At 35.2% G+C, this 26,748-nt stretch carries 25 protein-coding genes, 2 pseudogenes and 1 other annotated feature; of the genes and pseudogenes, 9 read left to right on the top strand and 18 right to left on the bottom strand.

The window, feature by feature from the left end:
- Window positions 1–7 precede the first annotated feature (7 nt).
- The 4 genes from ACQKNX_RS05855 to ACQKNX_RS05870 all read right to left on the bottom strand — a co-directional run bounded on the left by ACQKNX_RS05855 (window position 8) and on the right by ACQKNX_RS05870 (window position 4,026).
- Window positions 8–1,036 (bottom strand): serine hydrolase domain-containing protein, encoded by a 1,029-nt coding sequence (locus tag ACQKNX_RS05855; protein WP_427428012.1) that lies wholly within the window; start codon window positions 1,034–1,036, stop codon window positions 8–10.
- A 41-nt stretch (window positions 1,037–1,077) separates the two neighbouring features.
- Complete coding sequence (locus ACQKNX_RS05860) at window positions 1,078–1,644, bottom strand: MarR family winged helix-turn-helix transcriptional regulator (RefSeq protein ID WP_427428013.1); 567 nt, start codon at window positions 1,642–1,644, stop codon at window positions 1,078–1,080.
- Between the two features lie 168 nt (window positions 1,645–1,812).
- On the bottom strand, window positions 1,813–3,012 hold the full coding sequence (locus tag ACQKNX_RS05865; protein ID WP_427428014.1) for an AI-2E family transporter: 1,200 nt from the start codon (window positions 3,010–3,012) through the stop codon (window positions 1,813–1,815).
- Window positions 3,013–3,075: 63 nt separating this feature from the next.
- Window positions 3,076–4,026 (bottom strand): LCP family protein, encoded by a 951-nt coding sequence (locus ACQKNX_RS05870; protein ID WP_427428015.1) that lies wholly within the window; start codon window positions 4,024–4,026, stop codon window positions 3,076–3,078.
- Window positions 4,027–4,198: 172 nt separating this feature from the next.
- Here ACQKNX_RS05870 and msrA point away from each other — a divergent pair, with 172 nt between their 5' ends.
- Window positions 4,199–4,720: a peptide-methionine (S)-S-oxide reductase MsrA gene (msrA, locus tag ACQKNX_RS05875; protein WP_427428016.1), complete on the top strand. Its 522-nt coding sequence runs from the start codon at window positions 4,199–4,201 to the stop codon at window positions 4,718–4,720.
- Between the two features lie 84 nt (window positions 4,721–4,804).
- Here the strand turns inward: msrA and recQ are convergent, their stop codons facing one another.
- From recQ to argS, 6 genes are all read right to left on the bottom strand, one after another.
- Window positions 4,805–6,583 (bottom strand): DNA helicase RecQ, encoded by a 1,779-nt coding sequence (gene recQ, locus ACQKNX_RS05880; protein ID WP_427428017.1) that lies wholly within the window; start codon window positions 6,581–6,583, stop codon window positions 4,805–4,807.
- Between the two features lie 8 nt (window positions 6,584–6,591).
- Window positions 6,592–7,683, bottom strand: a complete 1,092-nt coding sequence (locus ACQKNX_RS05885; RefSeq protein WP_427428018.1) for a TcaA NTF2-like domain-containing protein — start codon at window positions 7,681–7,683, stop codon at window positions 6,592–6,594.
- A gap of 230 nt (window positions 7,684–7,913) precedes the next feature.
- Complete coding sequence (locus tag ACQKNX_RS05890; RefSeq protein WP_427428019.1) at window positions 7,914–8,441, bottom strand: DUF6241 domain-containing protein; 528 nt, start codon at window positions 8,439–8,441, stop codon at window positions 7,914–7,916.
- 200 nt (window positions 8,442–8,641) lie between these two features.
- A complete protein-coding gene (locus ACQKNX_RS05895; RefSeq protein ID WP_427428020.1) occupies window positions 8,642–9,001 on the bottom strand; it encodes a hypothetical protein in 360 nt (119 codons plus the stop codon).
- A 256-nt stretch (window positions 9,002–9,257) separates the two neighbouring features.
- The gene (locus ACQKNX_RS05900) at window positions 9,258–10,439 is read right to left on the bottom strand and encodes a CynX/NimT family MFS transporter (protein ID WP_427428021.1); all 1,182 of its coding nucleotides are present in this window, start codon (window positions 10,437–10,439) and stop codon (window positions 9,258–9,260) included.
- A gap of 197 nt (window positions 10,440–10,636) precedes the next feature.
- A complete protein-coding gene (gene argS / locus ACQKNX_RS05905) occupies window positions 10,637–12,310 on the bottom strand; it encodes an arginine--tRNA ligase (RefSeq protein WP_427428022.1) in 1,674 nt (557 codons plus the stop codon).
- A gap of 45 nt (window positions 12,311–12,355) precedes the next feature.
- Window positions 12,356–12,572 (bottom strand) — a binding site (T-box leader).
- A gap of 237 nt (window positions 12,573–12,809) precedes the next feature.
- Here argS and ACQKNX_RS05910 point away from each other — a divergent pair.
- The gene (locus ACQKNX_RS05910) at window positions 12,810–14,414 is read left to right on the top strand and encodes an ABC-F family ATP-binding cassette domain-containing protein (protein WP_427428023.1); all 1,605 of its coding nucleotides are present in this window, start codon (window positions 12,810–12,812) and stop codon (window positions 14,412–14,414) included.
- A gap of 104 nt (window positions 14,415–14,518) precedes the next feature.
- On the opposite strand, the gene ACQKNX_RS05915 is transcribed toward ACQKNX_RS05910, so the two are convergent.
- Complete coding sequence (locus ACQKNX_RS05915; RefSeq protein WP_427428024.1) at window positions 14,519–14,992, bottom strand: DinB family protein; 474 nt, start codon at window positions 14,990–14,992, stop codon at window positions 14,519–14,521.
- A gap of 231 nt (window positions 14,993–15,223) precedes the next feature.
- Between ACQKNX_RS05915 and ACQKNX_RS05920 the strand changes: the two genes are divergently transcribed.
- From ACQKNX_RS05920 to ACQKNX_RS05930, 3 genes are read left to right on the top strand one after another with little or no spacing between them, the layout of a single operon-like run.
- Entirely contained in the window at window positions 15,224–16,219 is a 996-nt protein-coding gene (locus ACQKNX_RS05920; protein ID WP_427428025.1) for a S66 family peptidase, read from the top strand.
- 41 nt (window positions 16,220–16,260) lie between these two features.
- On the top strand, window positions 16,261–16,932 hold the full coding sequence (locus ACQKNX_RS05925; protein WP_427428026.1) for a hypothetical protein: 672 nt from the start codon (window positions 16,261–16,263) through the stop codon (window positions 16,930–16,932).
- Between the two features lie 57 nt (window positions 16,933–16,989).
- The gene (locus tag ACQKNX_RS05930; RefSeq protein ID WP_427428027.1) at window positions 16,990–17,829 is read left to right on the top strand and encodes a S1 family peptidase; all 840 of its coding nucleotides are present in this window, start codon (window positions 16,990–16,992) and stop codon (window positions 17,827–17,829) included.
- 139 nt (window positions 17,830–17,968) lie between these two features.
- Here ACQKNX_RS05930 and ACQKNX_RS05935 read toward each other — a convergent pair.
- The 4 genes and pseudogenes from ACQKNX_RS05935 to ACQKNX_RS05950 all read right to left on the bottom strand — a co-directional run.
- Window positions 17,969–19,399: pseudogene (locus tag ACQKNX_RS05935) on the bottom strand (excinuclease ABC subunit UvrA); the annotation flags it as partial.
- Window positions 19,400–19,476: 77 nt separating this feature from the next.
- Window positions 19,477–21,133: pseudogene (locus ACQKNX_RS05940) on the bottom strand (ATP-binding cassette domain-containing protein); the annotation flags it as partial.
- 166 nt (window positions 21,134–21,299) lie between these two features.
- Window positions 21,300–21,701 carry an SRPBCC family protein gene (locus tag ACQKNX_RS05945; RefSeq protein WP_427428028.1) on the bottom strand — a complete coding sequence of 134 codons (402 nt, stop codon included), beginning with the start codon at window positions 21,699–21,701 and terminating at the stop codon, window positions 21,300–21,302.
- Window positions 21,698–22,021, bottom strand: coding sequence for an ArsR/SmtB family transcription factor (locus ACQKNX_RS05950; protein WP_427428029.1), 324 nt, complete (start codon window positions 22,019–22,021; stop codon window positions 21,698–21,700). Before ACQKNX_RS05950 ends, ACQKNX_RS05945 begins: the two co-directional genes overlap by 4 nt.
- Window positions 22,022–22,297: 276 nt before the next feature.
- Here ACQKNX_RS05950 and ACQKNX_RS05955 point away from each other — a divergent pair, with 276 nt between their 5' ends.
- Genes ACQKNX_RS05955 through ACQKNX_RS05965 form a run of 3 tightly spaced genes read left to right on the top strand, consistent with a single transcriptional unit; the run spans window position 22,298 to window position 23,358 of the window.
- Entirely contained in the window at window positions 22,298–22,663 is a 366-nt protein-coding gene (locus ACQKNX_RS05955) for a DUF2089 domain-containing protein (RefSeq protein WP_337981186.1), read from the top strand.
- Between the two features lie 13 nt (window positions 22,664–22,676).
- The gene (locus ACQKNX_RS05960; protein ID WP_427428030.1) at window positions 22,677–23,066 is read left to right on the top strand and encodes an SHOCT-like domain-containing protein; all 390 of its coding nucleotides are present in this window, start codon (window positions 22,677–22,679) and stop codon (window positions 23,064–23,066) included.
- A gap of 10 nt (window positions 23,067–23,076) precedes the next feature.
- Window positions 23,077–23,358 (top strand): hypothetical protein, encoded by a 282-nt coding sequence (locus ACQKNX_RS05965; RefSeq protein WP_427428031.1) that lies wholly within the window; start codon window positions 23,077–23,079, stop codon window positions 23,356–23,358.
- Between the two features lie 135 nt (window positions 23,359–23,493).
- Here the strand turns inward: ACQKNX_RS05965 and ACQKNX_RS05970 are convergent, their stop codons facing one another.
- The 3 genes from ACQKNX_RS05970 to ACQKNX_RS05980 all read right to left on the bottom strand — a co-directional run bounded on the left by ACQKNX_RS05970 (window position 23,494) and on the right by ACQKNX_RS05980 (window position 24,866).
- Window positions 23,494–23,973 (bottom strand): YkvA family protein, encoded by a 480-nt coding sequence (locus ACQKNX_RS05970; RefSeq protein WP_427428032.1) that lies wholly within the window; start codon window positions 23,971–23,973, stop codon window positions 23,494–23,496.
- Between the two features lie 188 nt (window positions 23,974–24,161).
- Window positions 24,162–24,362 (bottom strand): cold-shock protein, encoded by a 201-nt coding sequence (locus ACQKNX_RS05975; RefSeq protein WP_004230088.1) that lies wholly within the window; start codon window positions 24,360–24,362, stop codon window positions 24,162–24,164.
- Between the two features lie 222 nt (window positions 24,363–24,584).
- Window positions 24,585–24,866: a DUF1033 family protein gene (locus ACQKNX_RS05980; protein WP_427428033.1), complete on the bottom strand. Its 282-nt coding sequence runs from the start codon at window positions 24,864–24,866 to the stop codon at window positions 24,585–24,587.
- Window positions 24,867–24,993: 127 nt separating this feature from the next.
- Between ACQKNX_RS05980 and ACQKNX_RS05985 the strand changes: the two genes are divergently transcribed.
- A complete protein-coding gene (locus ACQKNX_RS05985; RefSeq protein WP_427428034.1) occupies window positions 24,994–26,721 on the top strand; it encodes a methyl-accepting chemotaxis protein in 1,728 nt (575 codons plus the stop codon).
- Window positions 26,722–26,748: the final 27 nt, after the last annotated feature.

Genomic DNA, 26,748 nt, shown 5'->3' on the forward strand with positions numbered 1-26,748 from the left:
CTTTTTGTTATCTATTTTTTGATTTTTGTAGACTTTCTAATAATGAAATCCCTATTTTTTCATCATCATTTCTACCTAATCTGTAATTGGCCAAAACAACAGATGCAACTTTCTTTTCTTTATCAATTGCTAAAAACGTACTAAAACAACCTGTTCCCCCACCATGTAACATCACATGATTGTTGTTCTTTAATAGCCACCAGCCAAGACCCATATCATATTTTTTGGTTCCGTGTCCATGTTTCTGATGACTAATAGACATGTATTTCTTATCTTCGTTCATAATGATTTTTGCATATTGAAGTAAATCTTCAGCAGTTGAAGTTATTGCGCCAGCAGGTGAAATAAGATTTCCCTCGTTCCATTGCCAATTACCACAATCATTGTTTTTTTTGTCATAACCTTGTAAATTATTATTCGTTGTGCCTAAATAAGTATCATTTAGTCCAAGTTCATGTTGAAGATAATCATTCATAGTGTTCCAATAACCCTTAGCAGATACAATTCCGAGCCCATAGCCAATAAGTGCTATACCAAAATTTGAATATTTCCATGAATAATCCTTTTCCTTCAGTTTATTATTTTCAATTAACATTTTCATTTTGTTAAAATCCATATTTAACGGATTATGCTTATTTATATCACCACTTCCCTTAATCAAATCTAAAAATAGATTTAAATATTGCCAATTATTTAGTGGCAGTTTTGCCCCAAAGCCAGAAGTGTGAGTAGCAAGACGAAGCAATGTAGGATAATAATCTTCTCCCTTAAGTTCTTCTATATACATTTGGATTGAATCATTTAGTGACAACTTATTTTCAAAGACATATTTTGATAGTAAGGACGTAGTGAAAGTCTTTGTAATCGAACCAATTTCATAATGATATTTTATTGATGAATCCAGTTCACCATTTTCATTAAAAACTTTTATAACAGTATGGTTGTCTGTTAAATAACCAAGCGTTAATTTTAAATGGTTTTTACCTCTACAGGTCTTTCTAATTAATCGTAATGTTTCTTCACCGATTTCAAACATACTAAGTGACCTCCTTAAAGTTTACTTTTCATAATTTATTTTCACATCATATTTCCATTCTTAATTGCGTTAACTCTTCGTCTTTCAAATTCCTTCAAAACTCTTAATTGTAATTCCGTATTGTCTTCATCTATTGGTAAATCTCCATCTTCTTCAAATCCGTCTTGTTCTTCACCGTCAAAACGATAAAGTTTCTTTAATAAATGCCACATTGTTTCTAATTCTTCAGATGAAAATTTTTGGAAAAGTTCTTCTAAAAGGTAGATTCCTTTTTCTGAAACAACAAGCAATGCTTTTTCTCCAGCTTTAGTAATTTTTACATTTATCGCACGTTTATCTTTTTTACTAGGAACGACGTTGACATATCCTTTATTTTCAATGATTGTAATCAGTTGCTTAGTACTCTGCTTTGTCGTGCCTAATTTTCTAGCTATATTATTTAAAGTCGTTTCATCCTTTGGTAAATGCGCAATTGACAACATCGCCATATACTGTCTTGATGTTAAAAGTTCAAGGGATTTATCGCCTTTTACCTGAATTTTATTAGATAATGAAAATAAAGTAGCATACGTTTGCTGCATTAAAAAAAGTTCTTTGTAAATATCCATATTCAACCTCCATTTTAGTCATTATACTGTCTATTTTACATTTTAGTCAATATACTGTCTATTTTTTCTCACATCGATAAAGATGAACAAAAAAATCCTGCATGACAACACAGGATTTTAAATCCAACGAAAAAAACAGCTACCGCATGCTCGCAGTAGCTGTTCCTTTTACACATCATATTTTTGTACTTCTTCATCCTCATAGCGATTGTATCGTTTCTTAAATAATTTAAATAAATGTGTTACAAGGACTTTAAATATTGCATAGCCCGGAATCCCTAAAATAACACCTGGGACACCAAATAGCGAACCTGCTGTTAATAATACGAAAATAATGGAAACTGGGTGGATGCTTAATGATTTCCCCATAATTTGTGGAGATATAAACTTCCCTTCAATCAACTGCACTACTGTCCAAACGATGGCAAGTTTCACTAGCATGAATGGAGAATTAACAAGTGCGATAATGGCTGCTGGCGTTATAGCTATCACCGGTCCTAAATATGGTACTACACTTGTAATCATCGCTAGGAAGCCAAGTAGCAATGCATATTTCATGCCGATAATTAAGAAGCCAATCGTTACCATTGCTCCAATACACATTGAAACTAAAATTTGCCCTTGTATGTAAGAACTAATTTGCTTGTCCATATCGTGTAAAACATCATGTAACCCTGTGCGCATGCGTGGCGGGCAAATTTTCATGACGAATCTCGGTAGTTTTTCTCCATCTTTCAGTAAATAAAATAAAATAAAAGGTACTGTAACGAGCGACAAAATAATGCCCGTTAAGGTTGAAAGAAATCCTGTTATACCAGTAGCAACACCTTGCGCTAAATTAGCTGCTGTATCTTTTACTGTTTCAATAATGTCTGTAGTGAAATTCATCACTACTTTTTCATAGTTAAAATCCATATTGGCTAAATACTCATTTACGCGTGAGTTATTCAAGTATTCCACAACATTTTGGGTTAGTGCCATAAAATACACAGGGAATTCTTGTGCTAAATTCGTAAATTGATCACGTAAAAAAGGATAAACTAGCACGACAAGTAACGTAATGACGCCAATGACACCGATATACAAAATTAAGATGCCCCAAGCTCTAGGTATACGCCACTTTTCAAGTATTCCTAATAATGGTCGTAATAAATAATATCCTATTACGGCAAGCACCCCTGGTAAAATAACAACTTCGAATAATACTTGTAGCGGGGTAAATATGAAGGAAACTTTTCCAAACATAAAAATCACACATGCGAGTAATAATAAAATAATCAACGTAAATAATAAATTTTTACCACCTAAAAAGCGGATAAACTTCGTCGAAAAAAAGTTTGAATGCTCCCTTGGTCTTTGTTCTCTCATATTCACACCCCAATCCAAATGCTCCCCTATATTTTACAGGATAATGTTGGTTTTTGCGAAACATCACTCTAAAGAAATACCTAAAAATTTACTTAAAAACTCTTTATTTTTCTGCTCATCAATAACAATCGCAGACCCTGCATGGCTAAAGTTTTGGAAATCATAGCTGCCTTCAATTGGTACTGTCGCTTTCTCTATTGATATTTTCCCTTTAGAGACCATTTTTAAAACTTGTTGTATTTCGCCTGAAGATGAATAATCAGTTGTCACATAGCCTTGGGCTGCACCAATAAATTTTGGTAAGTTTAATACATTTTGGGGTGCTAATATTTCATTTTTTAATGCTTCAATTACTTTTTGCTGGCGGGCAACTCGACCAAAATCTCCTTCCGCATCATGACGGAACCTTGCATAGCCAAGTAATTCCTGCCCATTGAGATTATGAGTACCTTTAGTAAGCGTAACGCCAATTTTTTCAGACATATCTTTTTCAACATCTATTTCCACACCATTTGGTGCTAAAATATCAACAAGTGATTCAAAATTTTTAAAATCTACAAGTGCGTAGTGATGAATTGGTAATCCAAACATATTACTTAATGTATCTTTTAATAGCTGAACACCACCTAAATAATATGCGGTATTTAGTTTATAGGATTGGTAGCCAGGAATGTCTGCATAAATATCCCGCATAAATGAAACAAGCTTGACATCATTGGTTTTCTTATTCCAAGATAATACCATCATTGTATCAGTTCGTGATTTTTCTTCACCACGTGTATCAATCCCTAATAATAAATAGTTTTCAATATCACTATTGATTTGGTCCCCACTAAAATCTTCTTGTGCTACCTTTGTGTCAGTTGCTAATTGTAAACCACTACGATATTGCATAATGCTATATCCCGCAATTACAATGACACAGAGTAATAAGAACGTAAACAATGCTCTCCCTTTACGCAATCGACATTTTTTTGGACGTTGCGAGCGTCTTGTATAGTCTTGCTCTTCCATATCAAAATAACTCCTCTATTTTTTTATAGTAATGTAACGATTGCTAGTAAGGAAAGTTTCATTTTTTCTCTCTAACCTCATCAACATCTCTCTATTCGTTATTTTACACCCTATTTGCCAGTTATGAGCAAAATAATGCTATAATATTTTCACAATAGAAAGGATGATGAACATGATTGAAAAAGCGACATTTGCAGGTGGCTGTTTTTGGTGTATGGTTAAGCCATTTGTTGAGTGGGACGGCATACATAAGGTCACATCTGGCTATATGGGTGGCCATTTAGAAAATCCAACATATGAAGATGTTAAAAAGGGCGACTCAGGGCATTTAGAAGTAGTAGAAATCGAATTTGATTCGTCGATATTTAGCTATGAACAATTACTTGATATTTATTGGATGCAAATTGATCCAACAGATGCCTATGGTCAATTTCACGACAGAGGTGAATCATACTCAACTGCAATTTTCACTTATTCAGAAGAACAAAAACGAATTGCAGAGGCATCAAAAGAAAAACTTGCGAATAGTGGTCTCTTTGATAAACCTATTGTAACCATTATTCGTGATGCTCAACACTTTTACCCAGCAGAAGATTACCATCAAGATTATTATAAAAAAGAATCAGAACATTATAAGCAAGATCGCGCTATATCTGGGCGTGATGAATTTATTTCAGACCATTGGAAGAAATAAGCGGATTTAGTGTAGCGAGGCCCTCCTATTTCATTTCAACAAGAAAAGAATCCATTGTGAAAAACACAATGGATTCTTTTTCTTTTACTCATTAATTTTTGAGGTAAGATTAAATGACTGCATTGCCTCAAAGAAACGCTTACCATATTTCTCAAATTTCACTTCACCTATACCACTAATCTGTCTTAGTCCCTCGAGCTCTATTGGCTTTTTATCACATAACTCACGCAACGTTTTGTCAGAGAACACAACGAATGGTGGTACCTTTTCTTCATCCGCAATCTCTTTTCGTAATAATCGTAAGTGTTCAAATAACGGATCATTATCTGCAAGGACTCGAACAGTAACCGCTTCTTTTCGCATAACTATTCGACTGCCTAAAAGCACAGATTTCCCTTCCTCTGAAACATAAATCGTTGGAAATGTCCCATGCTTCACAGCTAGTAACCCTTCCGCAATTAAAAATTCAATAAAATTTGAAACTTCCTTGGAAGACTGACCTTTTAAAATGCCATATGTTGAAAGTCTTGAAAACCCAAATTCAAGAACCTTTTGATTTTTAGAGCCGATTAATACTTGTGCAACCATTGTTTTACCGAATTTTTGCCCCATCCGTACGACACAAGCCAAAACCTTTTGCGCGTCTACAGTGACATCTTTCACTTCACGGCTGTCATTACAATTACTGCAACGATTACACGGTTCGCCTGCTTCTTCACCAAAATACGTTAATATCGCATTTTGAAGGCAACCTTCTGTATGACAATAATCAACCATTGTTTGTAATTTTTCTAATTCCTGTGCAATTCGTGCTTCATCACGTGTTTGCTCAATTAAAAATCTTTGTGTTTGTACATCTCCTGAAGCATATAGCAATATACAGGCACTTGGCAGTCCATCACGCCCTGCACGCCCCGCTTCTTGATAGTAGCTCTCCATATTTCGCGGCATTTGATAGTGAATAACAAAGCGAACATTACTTTTATCTATTCCCATCCCGAACGCATTCGTTGCAATCATAATACGAGCCTCATCCTTTAAAAAACGTTCCTGCTCAGACATGCGCATGTCCTCTGATAGACCTGCATGATACTTTGCGACCGATACACCAGCACGAACAAGTATTTCATACAAACTATCGACAGATTTACGTGTCGCCGCGTAAATAATACCTACTTCTGTTTTATTTTTTTCAATATAATTTTTAATGTATCGTTCTTTATTTTCACCGATTAATACTGTAAAAGCTAAGTTTTCACGTTCAAAACCAGTAATAAGCGTTGCCTCTTCATCAATCGTTAATAATTGGCGGATATCCTCGCAAACGGCCGGTGTCGCAGTAGCAGTTAATGCGAGAACAGTTGGTTTTTGCGGCCACAGTGTAAACAATTTTTGAATCGCACGATAACTTGGTCTAAAATCATGTCCCCATTGTGAAATACAGTGAGCCTCATCAACTGCTAGCAATGGAACGTATAATTGTGATAACGCCTGTAAAAAGGAGGCGCTTTCTAATCTTTCAGGGGCAATATATAGAAGCTTTAAATAGCCTGCACTCGCTAGCTGCATTGTTTCATCTACTTCTTGTGTAGATAACGTACTATTAATATAAGCAGCTGGTATATTTGCTGCTCGCAACGACTCTACCTGATCCTGCATGAGTGATATTAACGGTGAGATCACAATCGTTAAGCCATCAAGCATCAGGGCAGGAATTTGATAGCAAATCGATTTCCCCCCACCTGTTGGCATAACACATAGGCTCGCCTGTCCACTTAACGTTTGCTCAATAATTTGGGCTTGTCCGGTGCGAAACGAATCGTACCCAAAGTGGTGCTGTAGCATTTGTTTTGCTTGCTCCATATTATTTCTCACTCCTCTGCTGTAAGACGAATTAACTTATACTCGCCCTGATCATTTTTAAAAATTTCATATGTCATGATGGAATTGGCCAGTGCCTCCTGCCCCGCAGAATTGGTCAGCACATATTCCGTTTTAGCGCGCACAACAATGTTTTGCCCAACTTTCTCTATACGTTTAATTGTCGTATTCGAAAAATGAATTTTTGCTTGCTTAGACGCATAATAGGCAACCATGTCATTAAGCGCGCTCTGTAAATCATCTGCTCCAGTGACAGTCTTCATTACACTTGCATCATTAATCGCAACAGCTGCTTTTAGATGCTCATGAAATGTGTCAATAAATATTTTTACCTCGTCCTCATTATACGCAAAAACATCCTTACCATATTTCTCGATAGCTTGTTGTACTGCTTCTTTGTCTCCGTTTTCACTATACGTAGATAGATTTTTTGATTGAGACAAACGATCTTTTGCCTTCATGCCGTCTGTAATCCATTCATCAAGTAACTGTACTATATCTTGCAATGGCAATATGTATGGTTGTGAAACACCTTGTTGCTGTCGATTAAAATAAATGCCCACGATTTGACCTTTCTCTGCCTCCATTACAGGGCTACCAGGCGGTAATGCTTCCTCTCCATCTATATAATACGCAGCTACCTTGTCATTATATTTTTTGATTGTGTGTGGTAAACCATCGACATACACGGCTAGGTTATCCAAATTCCCATTATAAACTGTTGGAACGTTGACCGTAGCGTTATACTTCACTTGTAGCACGGCTATATTATAGGCTGTCGACATATAGCGTACTTCAGCTTCTACAAGCTTATCGTTACTAAATTGCACAAGTGCTGTTGGCTTTGAGGATACGAGTGCTCCATTCGTTACAATATAGAGCATCTTTGGCTCTTTTTTCACTATAATGCCTGCACCAATTCCGTTCTCTCCTACAACCTTCACCTCTGGAACAAGCTTTTCCTCCTGCTTCTCCACAGGCTTTTCCGATTTCACTTCAGCCTTTTCCTTGTTAAACATTTCTGCAACGGACTGATCACTACAGCCAGTTAATAGGAAGGTTGCCGCTCCAACGATTAGCATTTTGTTTCTCATACATTCACCAGTACTTTCTTTCTCATCTTCTTTCCTATTCTATCATAAACAAGGATGTCATTCGTTTCAAGTTTACATAATATTATTATTTATTTATTTTCTTTAGAATAAACGCTTTCTATCAAAAAAAGCGAAAAACCTAGTATTTATTAATAGTAACAACGAACTGATTTTTTCATTCATTCTCCGTATACTACATAAAAAAAGAAAAACAGAATTTAATTCTGTTTTTCTACTGGAATACCAAAAACTCGGAATATGTAGTCTTGCTCTTGTTCTTTTGACGCAATACCCGTGGCTATACCACCTTGTTTTGTTCCTTGAATAAACCACATCTCGTTATGGTCTTGATCTACCGTTGAAAAATCATCTTGTTTCCAACGCTTTAATATCTCTACGTATTTTTCGCTATGATCGAAACTATCTTTATTTTCCTCCACCATTTGCAACAATGTACTAATTCGTTCGGGAGTAATCATAATCGATGATTCTTTCTCATCTGCAATTATCTTTTGATGTGACATTTGTTGAATAACTTCTTGCACTAGGTTATCGACAAAGGGTTCATCTCCAGTTTTCCATTCATCAATCATCTTGGAATGAGTTGGATTTTCCCAACCGAAGTATATATCCACTGTCGATACAAACTCTTCCTCTTCATCTACTTTCGAAATTGATTGACTGTTTTCTAGTTGACTTGTGGCACTTTCAGATTCATCGTTTGCATAGTTCTTTTTTATTATCAAAAAAGTACCACTTATACTCAGAAACGCCGTTAAAACAACTATAACTAAAACATGACTCAACTTCATTTTTTACCACCTTTCTTTATTAATTAATAATTTACCCAAAAATTATCACAACGTCTCCTAAAATTCAACACAAAACAGAAGTCTCCCGCCTAAACGAGAGACTCTTGTTTTTTGCTAGCAACACAAAATTAAGATTAACGCACAAACATATGCGAAGCTGATGATTTGAGTTTGCTTGTATAGTTGCTATTAGTATAAAATTCTGCAGTCACCAACATAACTTTCCCTATATAGCCAATGTTACTAAATCTAAAATGTTTTTTCGTAGTTGTTGAATTTCCCCAATAACCACCGTAATGAGTTGAAACATCTATCCAACCATCTGCGTTATCCGCTTCACGTTGTAACATGAATTTAACGTATCCTTGGAACGGCCATGTCTCACCTATTACGCCTTCTAATGTCACATATACGTTTTTACTATCCTTATTCACGCAAGTGTAAATAACTGGTTCACTTGCTCCTGTTATGACATAACCTTTACTACATCTCATCTTTAATTCCTCCAATAGTATTTTTTTAATTGCTAGAGTTAGCTAACTTTCTAACGCTTTCTAAAGGAGAATTTTGATTCGGTTTAACAACCTCTTTTAAAAAAAGATTTAATCTCATATATTTTAACTAAACATAACAATAACAAAAGGCAGTAGCGACAAGAGTTAAATCCTTGTCGTTACTGCCTTTTGAATTAAAATGTAGTGAAATCATTTAAGACATGCTCAACCATTCAAGCATGTCTTGTAAATGTATTTATTTTTCCTTTAATACGAGTGCTGTACCAATAATACCGAGCATTAAAACTAAAAATATTGCATAGGTGAACGAATGGTTGCCCGTTAAATCATAGCAATAACCAATTAACGTCGGAATAACGGCGCTCATCATAAATCCCCCGGACAGCACCATTGATGACCAGCTATTGGCTTCTTCATTGTTACGTGCTTCATCCAATGGTAATAATAAACCGATTGGAAACAATCCACTGAGCACTACCCCTATAATGAGGACAGCCACCCATAACATTAATCCTGTTGCTATCCATAATAATGCAAAACCGATGACCCCCATAATGGCTAATGTTAAAAGCCAACGAATGCGACTTCGCCATTTTTCCATTAGCATCGGTACGACAATATTTCCGATCATTTGTACGATAGATAGAAATGTAAGCATCGAACTAGCAGCAACAAGTGAAAAGCCTTTATCTTGTAGCATTGGTGTTAGCCAAGACATCATAGAGAAAAAGAGCGATGTTTGCAGACCAAAATAAAGTAAAATCGTCCACGCTCGACCGTTTTTCCACGGATTACGTGCAGTTTCCTTTTCAGGATATTCTCCTTGTACAGACTGATGACCTTGTTTGTTTTGGATAACAAGCAACCAAATCATAAGAGCAATTACTGCAAGCACTGCCCAACTACCAAGTGCAACTGTCCAATTTTGATGAAAGCCATTGTAAAATGATACTGTTAATGCCGCACTTAATGTGGCACCTGTTCCAATACCAAAAGAATACACCCCAACAACTGTAGTAAAGCGACTCGGGAATTTTTCTTTAATAAATGCATTTAACATAGGACCGATAATGGCAATAGCAAACCCTGCTATAAAACTTGTCACGACTAGCAATGCATAGCTTTCTTTTAACAACCGTAATCCATTAGCAAATACAAGCAGTGCTAAAAGCAGTGCAATAGCAGACTTCGTACCAAGACGTTTTTGTAACGGAACAGCAAGTGGTGCAAACAGTCCCATACAGAACACTGGAATGGATGTCAGTAAACTCATTTGTGTATTGGATACTTGTAGCGACTCTATTAACACATTAAACAAGGGACCAATCCCTGTTACAGCAGGTCGCATATTGAGGGCAACGAAAAATATACTGACAATAGCGAATACTATTGAAGTCGTCCATTGTTTATTATTCATGCGATTAATACCTTTCTTCACGCCAAATTCATTATTTCTCTTTCAACCTGCACCTGATTAACTTTCGTCGTTGTCAGACATCTGATTTCTTATATTATTTTTACCATTTTTTCTGCATACAGTCAATATTTCGGTAAATTACATATAAAATTGCTCAGTTCAAGAAAATAACACTGTACATTATAATACAAACAACATTACATATTTTTTGGTGCACTAATACCTAAAAGTGCTAACGATTCTTCTAGCATGATTGCTACACAATGACATAAAGTTAAACGAGAACTTTGTAGATCATCATTCGATAAAATCTTATTATTAGCATAATATTTATTAAAAGCGCGTGCTAATTGTAATGCATATTTAGCAACTAATGACGGATCAGTTTGTTCATAAGCATCTGTAATAACGCGAGGAAATTGTTCTAGTAATAGAATGACTGGCCATGCTTGCACGCCTAATGGTTGATAAGTCATTTCCTCAAGTTGAACATCAGCTTTATCTAAAATTGAGAAAATACGAGCATACGTGTATTGAATATATGGACCTGTCTCTCCTTCAAAATGCAGCATTTGCTCAATTGAAAAATCAATATCATGTAAGCGATAATTTTTTAAATCATTGAAAATAACTGCACCGACACCTACTTGCTTAGCAACCTGTTCTTTATTTTGTAAATTTGGATTTTTCATTTGAATATTTTGTTTTGCCGTCTCTATAGCTTCAGTCAACACGTCATTGAGTAAAACAACCTTTCCTTTACGTGTTGACATTTTTTTGCCCTCTTTTAAGATCATCCCAAAAGCTACATGACTTAAATCTTTTGCCCATTCATAACCCATTTTCTCCACCACATTAAATAACTGTTTGAAATGCAGCGTTTGTTCATGTCCTACAATATAGAATATTTTTTCAGGATGATACTGTTGTATACGATAAAAAGCAGCTGCTAAATCACGTGTTGCATATAGTGTCGCGCCGTCTGTTTTAGTAATGATACAAGGAGGCATTTCCTCTAATTCAACAACATAAGCACCTTCTGATAATGTCAGCAACCCTTTTGCTTGTAATTCATTTACTACATTTTGCATTTTATCATTATAGAAAGCTTCGCCATCGTAAGCATCAAATTCAATACCAAGAAGTTGATAAAGTGTCATGAATTCTTCCAATGAAACATCTCTAAACCATTGCCAAAGCTTAAGTGCCTCATCATCCTTATCCTCTAACGATTTAAATGCAGCTCGCGCTTGCTCAATTAGAGTAGAATCTTTTTCTGCTTCTTCATGAAACTTTACATAAATTTTCAATAATTCTTTAATAGGCGTAGCTTTAATTGTCTGTTGATTTCCCCAATGTCTATAAGCAACAATTAGTTTTCCAAACTGTGTTCCCCAGTCCCCCAAATGATTAATGCGAATGGCTTTATAGCCATTTTTCTCAGCGATATTGGCAAGTGCATTCCCAATGACCGTTGAGCGCAGATGACCCATTGAAAAAGGCTTCGCAATATTAGGAGAAGAAAAATCGAAAACAACGTTGCCTTTATTTAATGGGCTCGCTCCATATAATTTTTGTTCTTTCATTATATTGCTTAGTATTTGTTGGGTAATGATGTGTTGATTTAAAAATAAATTGACATATCCGCCGACTATTTCAATCGACTGAATCAAATCACACGTTAAATTTTTTTGAATATCAGATGCAATTATTTGAGGAGATTTTCCGAGCTTTTTAGCCAGTTTAAAACATGGTAAGGAACAATCACCAAGGTCTACATGTTTAGGTTTTTCAAGTAAATTTTCAATGTCTTCTACTTTCACTTGATATTTAAGCGCTATAGCAATACTTTTCGCAATTTGTAAATTCATTTGTCCATTTCCCCCTTTTCCAAAATAAAAAAAGCCCTCGTCTCAATAAGAGACGAGAGCATAGATTCCCGTGGTACCACTCTAGTTGCCATTATTATGACCACTTTCTATTGATAACGAGGTGACGCCCCGATATTCTCTACTGACATTTCGAGAAACTTCTCCAAAGTGCGTTTCATTCATACGGTCTGCATTAGGCTTCCACCATCCCTAATTCGCTTAGCAGCACAAAATGAATTACTTTCTTTTTCACAGAATTTAGCAATTATTGATTTTGGAATATTCTATATTATCCAATCTTGAAAGTCAACTTCAACATTATTTTTTCTTCTAAAATGAGTATTTGTATCTTTATTCAGTCATAATGAACAACTTGTACTATTCATTGCTCTATTAGTTACAGAACTATTATCGGTAAACGTTGATGTCATAATGTTTATAGACTATGGAACATATTTCATGATATACTAGAGCCATTGTGAAAAAAGGAGGAACTTGCATGATTCAAGTAAGTAATGTAGGTCTTCGCTATGGCGATCGTAAACTATTTGAAGACGTAAATATAAAATTCAACCCAGGAAATTGCTACGGTTTAATCGGGGCAAATGGGGCAGGAAAATCAACATTCCTAAAAATTCTTTCTGGTGAAATTGAAGCACAAGAAGGAAATGTATCAATGGGTAAGGACGAACGTTTATCTGTCCTTAAACAAAATCACTTTGAATACGATGAGCATACTGTGCTTGATACAGTTATTATGGGTAACAAACGCCTATATGACGTAAAAATTGAAAAAGATGCAATTTATGCAAAAGAAGATTTCTCTGATGAAGATGGCATGCGTGCTGCTGAATTAGAAGGTGAATTTGCGGAGCTAAACGGTTGGGAAGCTGAATCAGAAGCAGCAACATTATTAAACGGTTTAGGCATCTCAGATGATCTTCACTATATGTTAATGGGGGATCTTGAAGGTTCTGACAAAGTCAAAGTATTATTAGCACAAGCATTATTCGGTCAACCAGATGTATTATTACTGGATGAGCCTACCAACCACCTTGACTTAAAAGCGATTCAATGGTTAGAAGAATTCTTAATTAACTTTGAAAATACAGTAATCGTCGTATCCCATGACCGTCACTTCTTAAACAAAGTATGTACACATATCGCGGATCTTGATTTCTCAAAAATCCAATTATATGTGGGTAACTATGATTTCTGGTATGAATCTTCTCAATTAGCGCAAAAAATGGCGCAAGACCAAAATTCTAAAAAAGAAGAGAAAATTAAAGAATTACAAGCGTTTATCGCTCGTTTCTCTGCCAATGCGTCAAAGTCAAAACAAGCAACATCACGTAAAAAAATGTTGGATAAAATCGAGCTTGATGACATTCGACCTTCTAGCCGTAAATATCCATTCATCAACTTCCAAATCGGTCGCGAAATCGGTAATGATGTATTAACAGTTGATGGTCTTACAGCAAGTCAAGACGGTCAAACGTTATTTAAAGACATTCGTTTCTCAATGAATAAAGACGATAAAATCGTGTTACTTGGTAGCCCTATGGCTAAAACAGCTCTCCTTGATATCTTAATGGAAGATAAAGAAGCTGATGCTGGTACATTTAAATGGGGTGTTACAACATCTCAAAGCTATTTCGAAAACGATCATGATAAATACTTTGAAGGTTCAGAAAAATCATTAGTAGAATGGCTTCGTCAATATTCACCTGACGATGAAACAGAAAGCTTCCTACGCGGTTTCTTAGGTCGTATGCTATTCTCTGGTGAAGAAGTAAAAAAATCCCCTTCTGTATTATCTGGGGGAGAAAAAGTGCGTTGTATGCTTTCAAAAATGATGCTAGCAACAGCTAATGTCATTTTACTAGATGAACCAACAAACCACCTTGATCTTGAATCAATCCAAGCACTAAATGAAGGCTTAATCCGCTTCAAAGGTGCCATGATTTTCACTTCTCATGACCATCAGTTCATTCAAACGATTGCCAACCGTGTCATTGAAATCCGTGAAGATGGTTCAATTTTAGACAAACAATTAACATATGATGAGTTTTTAGAGTGGAAAGATAGCCAAGGCTTAAACTAATCCATTCTTAAATAAAACCTCCCCCACTCGCTTGGGGGAGGTATTTTAATTATAAACATTTAAAAAAACGGCAAATACATCCATCATGTATTTGCCGCCTGATACTATTTTTGCATTTCTTTCGTTGGTCCAAGTACACCTGGTACTGGTAAGCCAGCTTGACGTAATAATACTGTCATTTGTCCACGATGGTGTGTTTGGTGGTCAATTAGTGCACGTAATAATACACCTCGAAGGATTGGTCCGTTAAAACCGTTCACTTCCTCCAGTAAGTCTTCATTTGAAAGCTTGGCAGCTTCCTCTTTAATACTATTAGCTGTCTTTTCATATGTCGCTACAATTTCAGCTGCTGTAGATGGAACAGGATCTTCTTGTCGAATCATTGGCACCTTTAACCCTACTAAATAGCTAAAATAGCCTGCCGCGCCAACTAAATGCCAGCCTAACCAGCCAAGTGAATTATGACCTTCAACAATGCTTTGATCTAGTGTTTCATCAGTCATTGCTTTCAGTACTTTAGTAGTTCCTTCTGCTGCAATCGTCCATTCACTTAGAAAATCGTCTACTTGTCGATACATATTATCGCCCCCCAAATTTTAACTCCTTCTTATCATAGTAAAATCCTAATTGTATCGCAAGTTTCTATTATTAAGTTTACATAAAAATATTATTTATTTTCCTCTTTACTTCGATTGTTCTAAATTTCAGTTGATTTTTACCTCTCTTTCCTCAAGTTAAAGACTTTGCCCATATTTTTGTTAAATCATGTATAATGGGCTACAACTTAAACTAATAGAAAGAGGTATTTTATGTTTTCCCCATTAAAAAAAGGCGATACAATTGGCATTTACTCGCCTTCAAAACCAGCTTCAGTTATTGCCCGCGCCCGATATGAGCGAGGAAAGGCACGGTTACAGGCACTTGGCTTTACAATTAAAGAAGGTTCATTAACTGGCATGAATGATATTTATCGTTCTGGCACACCTAAGGAGCGCGCCCAGGAGCTCAATGACCTATTACACGACCCTACAGTGAAAATGATTTTACCTACAATGGGTGGCACAAATGCAAATAGTATGTTGCCTTATATAGATTATAAAGCGATTCAACAATCTCCCAAAATACTAGTTGGTTTATCGGATGTGACAGCAATTCTCCTTGCCATCTATGCTAAAACCGGCGTACCAGTATTTTACGGACCCTCTGTTGCATCTACATTTGGTGAATTCCCACCATTTGTGAATTACACAGAACAATATTTCATCGATCTCTTTATGCAAACTGTACCTATACCATATGAAGTATCGATTCCCCCTATTTGGACAGATGACCGAGTCAATTGGCTTGAAAAAACAGAAGAAAAAACGCAACATGATAACTATTGGATAACTGTTCAACAAGGTAGTGCCGAAGGTCGTTTAATTGGAGGCAATATCAATACGATGTATGGCTTTATAGGAACCCCCTACTTCCCTCAAATTCAAGAAGACGATATTTTATTATTAGAGGATACATCCAAAACAATTGCTGTCGTGGAAAAAAACTTTGCTATGTTAAAGTTACATGGCTACTTCGACAAAATTGCAGCGATTATTTTAGGTAAGCATGAGCAGTATGATGATGAAGGAACTGGACGAAAACCTTATGATGTTTTAGTAGAACAGCTGGACGGGAATCCTATACCAATTTTGGCTGAGGTGGATTGTTGTCACACACATCCACTGCATCCATTGCCAATCGGCTTACGTGTTAAAGTAGATGCAACGAATAAACGCATTTTGTTGTTAGAAAGCTGGTTCTCTTAATATTCGTATATAGGAGTCCTTTCACGTATACTTAAAGAAAATTGCTAAAGGAGTTTGATAGTATTCGAATCTTATTCTTATTTTCTCTAGCAATAATACTTGTCGGCTGTACAACCAATCCGAGTACCAATCCACAGCCTAGCCATTCGACTAATACTGATGAGCAAAACGATAAAGAACAAGCAACTAATCAACCATTCAGTAGTCTTCTCGCTTCCTATTTCCCACCGGATGGAACAACTGCTTATTTTCAAGGTGAAGGGAACGAGTTTGCTAGTTACACACTTCAAACGACCTACATCGATGAAACGTCAATCGCACAAGTAGAAAATAATGGTGGTGTCACATTGTTAAAAATCTATCGAATTACGAATTCTGCTATAGAACTTGTCTATAGGGAACCAGTAGACGAAGCGCCAACATTGCCAACAACACACGATATAGCAACTTTTCCGGTGATTGAAATCATTTTACAACAGCCTTTGGAAGTTGGAAGCCGTTTTAATGGGTGGGAAATACTTTCGACTACTGCTTCTATGCCCACGAGCTTAACCACTTTCCACGATGTCATTGAACTTATTAAAACAAAGGACAACATTACGACATCTAAATATTTTGCCAAAGGTGTGGGACTAATCCGTACAAAAGACGAAATGATAACAAATAACGGAGAATCATTTATCATTACGTCCACTTTGCAAAAAATTGAATGAAATGTCTGAATAGGCGTCTTACATGGCGCCTTTTTCTTAAGTAAGGAGGTAGCATTCATGAGCGACATACATAAGCACACTACTGAGGAAGAACTAACGGAAGAGGAGTTTATAGAACTTGTACTGGCAGAGCAACAAAAAGCGCTAGCTGAGGAAAGAGAACGACTTCTCCATGGTAAAAAGTCTAAGAAACAAAAGCCGATTATGAAATGGATTATGTGGGTTATGGCGTTTGTACTATTTTTTAATACGTTTGCGCTTATTTTTCAAATTTACTCCATTCCTGCTATTGAATTTATAAAGGTCTCAAGTCAATTATCGCAACAAGAAGATATTCAAACGTATAAAAAGGCGATTGTAGAGGTTTCTACAGGCTCCAGTAAAGGTACAGGCTTTGTTATTTCGCCTGAAGGTCTAATTGTAACGAATGCCCATGTAGTAGAAAACGCCCTCACTTTGTCCGTTGTATTTCCTGAACAAGGGCTTATGGAAGCTCAGTTACTACAAAGCTTTCCTGAAGTTGATTTAGCACTTTTGCAAGTTACTAGTACCAATCTACCCTCGCTAACTCTTGCAAAGAACCCTAGTTACCGAGAGGATGAGTCTGTTTATTTCATAGGTAACCCACTATCCTTCACTGGTATTGCTAATAAAGGTACATTACTTAAAGAAACTTACGTTGACGATTGGCAGGAACCGGTCATGATGATGCAAGCACCTGTGTATAAAGGCAATAGTGGTAGCCCTGTTTTAAATAGTGATGGTGAGGTAATCGGCATTATTTTTGCCACGATGAAAAAGGATCCATATGGACGAGTAGGATTATTTATTCCTGTACATGTGTTAGAAGAGCACATCCTACAATATGAGCATACACAAAGTGACAATGTTAAATAGCCCACTCCTTCTATGGAAGTGTTGCTTCCTCTCTTTATCGGAATGATGAAGTAAAATTAGATTAACTACCGGCAATGAAAGCCCAGCAGCTAGCGATGAAAAACTAGTTGCTGGGCTTGCTGACATATAACTAAAAAGTTTAATTATTTTGCTCGAGGCACTCGTATATCGCCATCATATCTCGTTTGTTCAATTCTCGAATGCGATTAAAAATTGGGATATTTGCAACGGCATGTGTACTTTCCGCTACTACATCACTTACAATTCCAGTTAGCCATGTTTGCACATCTATACCTTCAACGGCTTGCTGGCGCCCTTCATCATTGATGCCACTTGCATAACAACTCACACAAGGTACCGATAATTTATATACGCCATCATGAAGACCATCTTCCGAAATTACTTTCTTCCCTTTACAAAATGGACATGGATGACTTGCCTTTATTTTATTAATGGATGTCACAATTTTTTTGTAACCGAATGCTTCATAGACATAGGTTAGTTTTTTGTATTTGCCATTGGTGAAATACTTATCAATAATGGTTTCTCTCGTCTCGGTAATGTTGGTAAAATCACAAATGGTCATTCGATTTTGCATGCTAATAGTTTCAATATTCCCACGAATATTGTCCCAAAATGGCAGCGCGTTTTGTAAAACCATTTCATAATTTGCAAAGCTTGCGAGTTCTAATTCTAACATTTTCAATGCGACTTGTGTTTCTCTTGGTAAAAGAGATACATCTTCTGTCAATACCGTATTACCACCAACGATAGCTTTCATTTTTTCTAATGCGGGTAATTTCCCAACGATTTTCATCACTTCGTCTATAGGCAGTTGAATAATCTCCCGAATATCTGTATCGCCAAATTTTAGCTTTTTACGATGGTTTAGTACGGTTCCTTGACAAATTGGACATGTTATTTTTGTTTTCGACTCTTTAATTTGCTCTTTTATTATGGATTTTGAAATAACGATATAGTTACCGATTATATGATTAAAACCTTCCCATGTCCTTGATGCCTTGCCTACTTTATCATAAAATGATTTTTCCCAATAACCATATAAAAAAGTATGCTTTTCTTCTACCGACATGTCGTTAAAACTTTTACTAATATCCTGACCAAGCTCATTATTAATTTCATTAAAGATGAATTGTAATTTATCGAATTTATAAAATTTCAAAATGGCCATCACATCAGGGTGCAATAAACCATCCCAAAATGACGCATTTTTATCTTGAATAACAATATCAAAATCAAACTTATCAATTACACGACGCCCCGAGCAACAAGGACAATGATTATGTTGCGAATAAAAATCGAAGCTACTTGTATTCTTGTTTGAAGGATGTGCTGCCACAATAAGGTTTATTAATCCACCAATTTCATAGAGAAACGTATACTGACTATATAAGTGTCGTTCTAAATCAATTGCAATCACAGGAGCAATTGTTTCAGATTCATATTCACCATAAATTAAACGAGCCATTGAAGATAAACTTTTTAAAATACCACCTTTATAGATGTTTTCTGCATGTTTAAAATAAGCAATAGGATTCTCTTTTTCATAATCAATACCATATTGTTGATTAATGGATGAAGCTATATGCAAGTCGCTCTTTGTCTCTGCATGGCTTTGTTTATGTTGATAGTCATCATAACTGACAACATCAAGATGCGTAACAGGCGCTAGCTGTCGTTTACCGAAATCAACGATAAAATCAGAGCTTTCTAGCATATATGGATTATGTTCAATCATAATAATGGAGACAGATGCATCTTGTAATATTCCCCTTATACTATCAATGAATTGGTTTAAAATATTTTGTGATAATCCTTTTGAAGGCTCGTCAAAAATAAAAAGTGTATGAGGATTTCTTGTATTAGCAAATAGCTCCGAAACAAGATGGACACATTGAAATTCTCCTGTCGATAATGTTTGTGTTTTTCTCTCCAACGTCAAATAACCAAGTCCTAATTTAATCAATAAACTTAGGCGTTTAAAAGCAATATCCTCTGTAGGCAACTCCTCAATAATATCTTCAATGGAGCGCTGAAAAATATCATCAATATCGTCACTATATTTTGTAAGCTTCCTTTTAATATCAAGAAACGTTGCAACAGTTGAACGACTCGTAATCGATTGGTTGCGATCTTGCCCAACTATGACTAACTTATCTTTAGGGTATCGTTTTTGAAAATCACTGGCCAGACATACATTTACGAGTGTCGATTTACCACATCCAGACTCTCCGGTAAAGGTGACAAGTCTATTTTTAGGAATATCAATATGATTCATTTGAATATTACGACAGTAAAGATCATGAAATGAGTAGTATTCTTCCGGTATTGCCTCATTTCGTTCCCAAATAATTGGTTTAGGACGTGGAGATTGTTCAACAATTTTCCCTCCATATTTTCCACTACCTGGTCCAAAAAATAGTTGCTCATCTGTTATGTCAAGCACTGTATCCGAATGATCAATGAGCCAAATTTGATTTTTACAGCCTAATTGCTCGATTTCTTTTAAAATTGTCAGTAATGTTTGGTGATCTAGGCCAACAGAAATTTCATCGATAATAATAACGGTATTTTCACTAGTCGCCATAAATTCGGCCAAGTATAAGCGTGTTAACTCTCCACCTGACAATGTTCCCATTATTCGATTTAATGTTAAATAGCCTACATTCATATTGATAATATTTTGAAGGATTTGTTGTTTCCCTTCACTAATACTTAAAACTTCTGCTTGTGAGAGAATGGTTTCCATGCTTAAGTCATTGATATCGGAAATACTGAGCTCTGTATCCATTAAAGCCAATTTATATTGTTCAACTTCTTGATTAAAACGCTTGCCCTTACACTCTTTACATTCAACATTTTTAGTTGTCCCGCGACCTTTACAATCAGGACACCATCCTAATACATTGTTAAAAGAAAAAACCTCTGGAGAAAGTTGATATTTTTCTGCTAGCGTTACACGGATTTCTGTAAAGACGCCAGTATGAGTGCCAATAGTTGAACGTGGATTGGAGGAAATGGATGATCTACCTAGAAAAAGAACAAGTGGCAAGTCTTCCATATTAATCGCACTGAAGTTCGTTTCCATAATATTAGGAAATAAATACTGATATTCAGCCTTAGGCAATAAGGATACAAGTCGTTTTTTCGATTCTTCGCCAATTGTTTGACAAAATGTTGTTTTACCAGACCCAGACAAACCAGCAATACCTAGCGATTGATTTACTGGGATTAGAGCATTTAAATTGTTAATATTATTTACTTTTAAATGATTTATTTTCATCGTAATTTCCTCTCTATTTTCCAAGTCAGCAACTTCATCTTGATGTTAGTGAAGGTAATGGTCAGCACAAAAAATTATTAAAAAAAGCAAACGGCTTTGTTCCATATTTAGCCGTTTGCTTTTTTATACATTAACTTCATGCAATACACAGGAATTGAGGTTAGTTTTATATTTCCTCTAACACTTTTTCAAAACCGTTAAACCAATTTAACCAGCCATATCTTGCGCCTTCTACTGCTTGAGCACTTGAAATACCAGTTTGCTCAAGATGAAGATTTACCTTCCCATCTTCTAATTCTTTTAATGTCCATGTTACCGTATGCTCTTCACCGCTTGCGAACGTATAAGATAATTTGTATGGTTCTTCAACTATTAGTACTTCCCCATCAATAATTCCATTCCACCATTCTGTCGGCTGTGTACGAAACTGGAAACGGTGTCCTACAACTGGTTTAAAATCATTTTCCATTATCCATTTTGCAAGTGTTTCTGAATCCGTTAATGCATTCCATACTTTCTCGATTGAACTTGTGAACTGAAAATCTAATGACAATTCTGCCATTTTCATTCCTCCTCTAATAAATTTTTTAAAAGTAACGCTTTCTCTTTCCAAAACTTCTCGTAATGGCTTACCCAATCTTTAATTTCACTTAAAGGAGCCGCATTTAATCGATATCTTGTTTCTCTACCAACTTTACGATCTGTAACTAAACCAGCTTCTTTTAGTATAGCCAAATGTTTAGAAACAGCAGTCCGACCCATTTGAAATTGTGCTGTTAATTCGTGAAGAGGTAATTCTTCTACTTCTGATAGCAAACGTAGCAATTTCCGTCTTGTTGGGTCAGCGACTGCTACATAAACATCACGTTCTTGACCTTTATCGTTCAAAATCATCCTCTCCTAAAATAGGACACCAATTGGTGACCTTAATTATAGGACACTACTTGGTGTCCAGTCAATTTTATTTTCTTCTCCCTGGTCCCATATATAAAAGTTTCCCAAAATTTCTTAAGCAATAACTACACGATTTTTAAAGGTATAATTAATTATCTTAAACTTTAAATTAAAATTATTAATAATTAAATTAAATAAATTAAATTTTATTATTTATTTTCTTAATACCTTGTTGTATAATCGAATTAAATTAAAGAAAGGAATTTCAATATGGCTTATAAAGTAATTACGAATTGTCCTGTCTGTAATAAAACATTAAAAATTACCAAGCTCCATTGTTCTCATTGTCACACGACGATTGAAAATGAATTTGAATTATCAAAGCTCGCCTCTCTATCAAAAGATCAACTTCATTTTGTGGAAGTGTTTTTAACATGTAGAGGGAATATTAAAGAAGTTGAAAAAGAATTAGGGATTTCGTACCCTACTGTTCGAGGTAAGTTAACAGAAATCATCTCATCGCTTGGATATGTACAAAAGAAGAAAAATGAAGTGGACGAGAAAAAAATTGTCACTATGTTGGAAAATGGTGAAATCACACCAGAAGAAGCCATAAAGCTCTTAAAAGAAGAATAGGGAGGAACTTATAATGAAAGAGGAAATTGCAAGAGTGTTAACAATGATACAAGAAGGAAAGCTTGATGCAGAGAAGGGATCAGAACTTATTCAAGCATTAAAAGACAAGGAAGATACAGGAAATACTTTTTTAGAAAAAACAACGAAATATTTAGATAAAACATTAAAAGTTCGTGTTGTATCATCCGAAAATGATAACGTAATGGTCAATTTACCAATAAAACTTGTCAAAGTAGTATTATTGGCTGGTCACAGCATCGCAGCTAGTATCCCCCAATCGGAAAAATACGTTAAAGATATAGATATCAACCTTATAATTGAAGCAATCGAAAATGAATTAGATGGCCAAATTGTTGATATTAAATCTGCAAACGGGGATACCGTTTCAGTCATTATTGAGTAGTGATTTACTTATGATGCAGGTAAAAGTAAAAACAAAAGGCTTTAATTTTACTATTCCAATTCCATATGTAATTTTAAATATCCTTATTTCTATTTTATTTTCAAAGTTTGTTCAGCAAATTGCAAACAAATGGACAAAAGAGCATTTCGATAGAAAAAAAATAGACTTTACTATCCCACTTATAGATAAAGAAACACTTAAACCTATTGTCAATGAATTCAAAAATTATAAAGGCATTATACTTGTAGATGTTAAAGCGCAAGACGGGACCGAAGTTAAGGTCAAACTATAATTTTATTTCACAAAAAATCCACAATAGGTTCAAGTTTTGGAATGTTTATTTAATAGCACGATTATTACAACAAAACCCCCATTCTTAATGTTTGGGGGTTTACATGTTAGTAGTAAAGCCGTTTACATAATAATATTATTTGGATTTATTTTTTATATATTTAGTAAATATTGATTTTACAGGTATTTTACTTAAGTATTGATTGCTCGTTTCAGTGATTTTCTGTAATAGCTCAAGTAATTTTTCATCCCCTGTCCAATGTTTTTCGATTATTTCTGGCCCTAATTTATTGATTGTCATATTGAGGACAAAAGTGGCCAGCATAATATCATCGAGATAGCCTCCAAAGCCAAATATACCTTCTGGTAGAAAATCCATTGGGAAAATAAAATAAGCAATTGTAGCACCAATTAATGACTTACTTTTCGAGTCGATAGCAGGATCTGCTACTATCTTAATTAATAAATGAAAAATATCAGGAACGAACAACAAATAATCAGCATATTTGTGCTTCATCCCCGTCTTTGATACAAGAAATTGTTCCAATTTTTTTCGCAATTTTTGATAAAAATCTTTTTGCTCCTGCTCATTAGGAATGTTTCGGGCGTTCTCCATTGATTTTCCTCCTCCTGCTCTCTTTACCTATTACCCAAAATTCAAATAATTAATCGTAACTGTCGGTAAAAAAGAGTTGATATATAGTAGTCAATAGTAAAATACCAGCATTTTCTGGAAAGTACAGAAAAAAAGCACCCTATATATAGGGTGCTTTTTTTAACGAAAGTTATTTTAATTACTGAGAATTAAAGTTTAGTTACGTTAGCAGCTTGTGGTCCGCGGTTGCCATCTACAACTTCGAATTCCACTTTTTGACCTTCGTCAAGTGTTTTGAAACCTTCGCCTTGGATAGCTGAGAAGTGTACGAATACGTCGTTTTCGCCTTCAACTTCGATGAATCCAAAACCTTTTTCTGAGTTAAACCATTTTACTGTACCTTGTTTCATGTAAAAAAACCTCCAAAAAAATAAAAGTGAACAATATGTAATTTCTTCAACGAATTAAAAAAATTCACATATTACAAAGAGTACCGAACTAACGCGATCACTTTTTGTAATATGTGAATCCATGTTGCCGGTGAAGCAATTAAATTGTTAAGTTAAGTATACCACCATTCATAATTTTGTCAAATAAAGAAAATGTTTTTTTAATTAATTTGAAAAATTTATTTAACTTTCCTCTTTATAAGCAATTATTCCATGATATACTTGTGCATCATCATCACATGCCTCGCAGTAAAAGCTTTCATCTTCAGACCAAAATGCCCAATATCCACCCTCCTTACTCGCCTCATGTTCATATGCTGATCGGAAATGATTTAATTTCCGTTGTAATGCTTGCTCAAATTGTTCTTGTGTTTCAAACGTTTCTTTCGTTTGAATAAAAGCCTCCCAGCCTTCAAATTTCCACCAAGGCTCATAATCAGCTTTCATGTAAAGTATTGTATACATATTTGCCACATTCCTTGCTGTAATAAGATATTCTAATTTTAGCAAACGCTACTGAAATGTCTATTAAAACACCCTGCAATATGCTATTATTACCTTATTATTCATTATTATTTTGGAGGTTTTTGTTATGTTTTCAAGTATTCGACCTAAGGCCGAACTAGACGAATTATTAAAGCGTGGTACTAATTTAAGTGCAACAGGCCGATTCAATAAGACATTAGCTTTTAATCACTTTAATTTACAAGATGAAGAAAATTTAAAAGCACTCTTTTATAAATTGAAAGATATTACGCCTTCTATGAACGCAATATTTAATAATTATTTAAGTGAGGTTTCTCCCTCCTCCCAACAAACGATTAGCGAGGAAAATATAAATCGATATTTAACTCAATTCTTTTTAGCTACTCGTGATGATGAATATGTAGATGAAACAGTAAAGTTTTTTAATTTGTTTCGAAAAAACCAATATGAGCCTGGTAAATTAATCGTTATTTTCAATCAATTTGCCTTTTATATTACGACATATATTTTACATAACTTTGGTTTAAAACCAAACAAAGCTTTTGAGTATATGAAATCTTTCCAATCAGCAGTCAATGTGGACCAAGAATTACTTGTAGAAGTTTTAACAGAGCGAATTGTTGAAAACGTTGTCTCTGAAATTTCTTCTCTAATGGATGTCAATGCGAAAATTATGTACATGAAAGATTTAGTATATAGCTTAGACAAGCAAAATGAAGAAATCCAATCATCTACAGCTGCAACTGAGGAAATTGCCGCATCGATCAATGAAGTAGCCCGAATGTCTTCTCATATATCAGAGAAAACAACAGAATCAGTTGACCATGCCGTTAAAGGAAAAAATGCGATTGAACATGCTTTATCAGAAATTTTCAAAACAGAAGAAACATTTACTACAATCGTTGACTCGTTTACTGAATTGCAAAAACGTGTAAATGATATTGAACACGTTGTAACTTTAATAAACCAAATTGCAGATCAAACAAATTTACTAGCATTGAATGCTTCGATTGAAGCTGCTCGTGCTGGTGAACATGGTAAAGGGTTCGCAGTTGTTGCACAAGAAGTACGTAAGCTGGCTGAAGGCACCGTTAATGCTCTTAGTGAGGTTTCTACTAATGTTCACCATCTAAAAAGTTATTCAAACGATGTGTCGCACTCTATTACAGAAACAACTTCTATTATTAAAGAAGCAACAATTGAGGCAAAAGAATCGTTACCTTTATTAAATTCCATTGTCTCTGCAATTGAAGGCATTAATCTTGATGTTACAAATACCGCTGCTATTTCGCAGGAGCAAGCTGCCGCAATTGATGAAGTATCTGCCCGAATGATTGAAATTTCTAACCTTCAAGATGATATTCGCAACTATAGTACTAATACATCAAGCGATATTCACTTATTAGGAAAAGAGATTAATCGTTTCCGTAATGACATTATTTCGAATAATAATGTCCAACTTTCTTCAATTGCCCTATTACAGCTTTCGAAAGCTGATCATATCTTATGGAAATGGCGTATTTATAATATGTTCCTTGGTTTAGAAGAAGTACAGCCAAGTGATGTATCTTCACATACAGAATGTCGCCTAGGTAAATGGTATACTGCTTCCCGTACTGTTGAACGCTTTGGCCATTTACAGGATTATCGTGATTTAGATGGATATCACTTACGAGTACACCAATCTGCCAAACTGGCTGCAGAAGCCTTTAAAGCTGGTAATATTAAAAAAGCTGAGGACCATTTGAAAGAGGTGGATGAAGCCTCTGAGCGAGTTCTATTCTTTATTAATAACTTAATTACTTATTTGGAAAAAGAACGTGTTATGCAGTAAGTTGGAGGGATTATCCCTCTACTACTT

Source organism: Lysinibacillus sp. NPDC093712, assembly GCF_050280025.1.
Classification (GTDB): Bacteria; Bacillota; Bacilli; order Bacillales_A; family Planococcaceae; genus Lysinibacillus.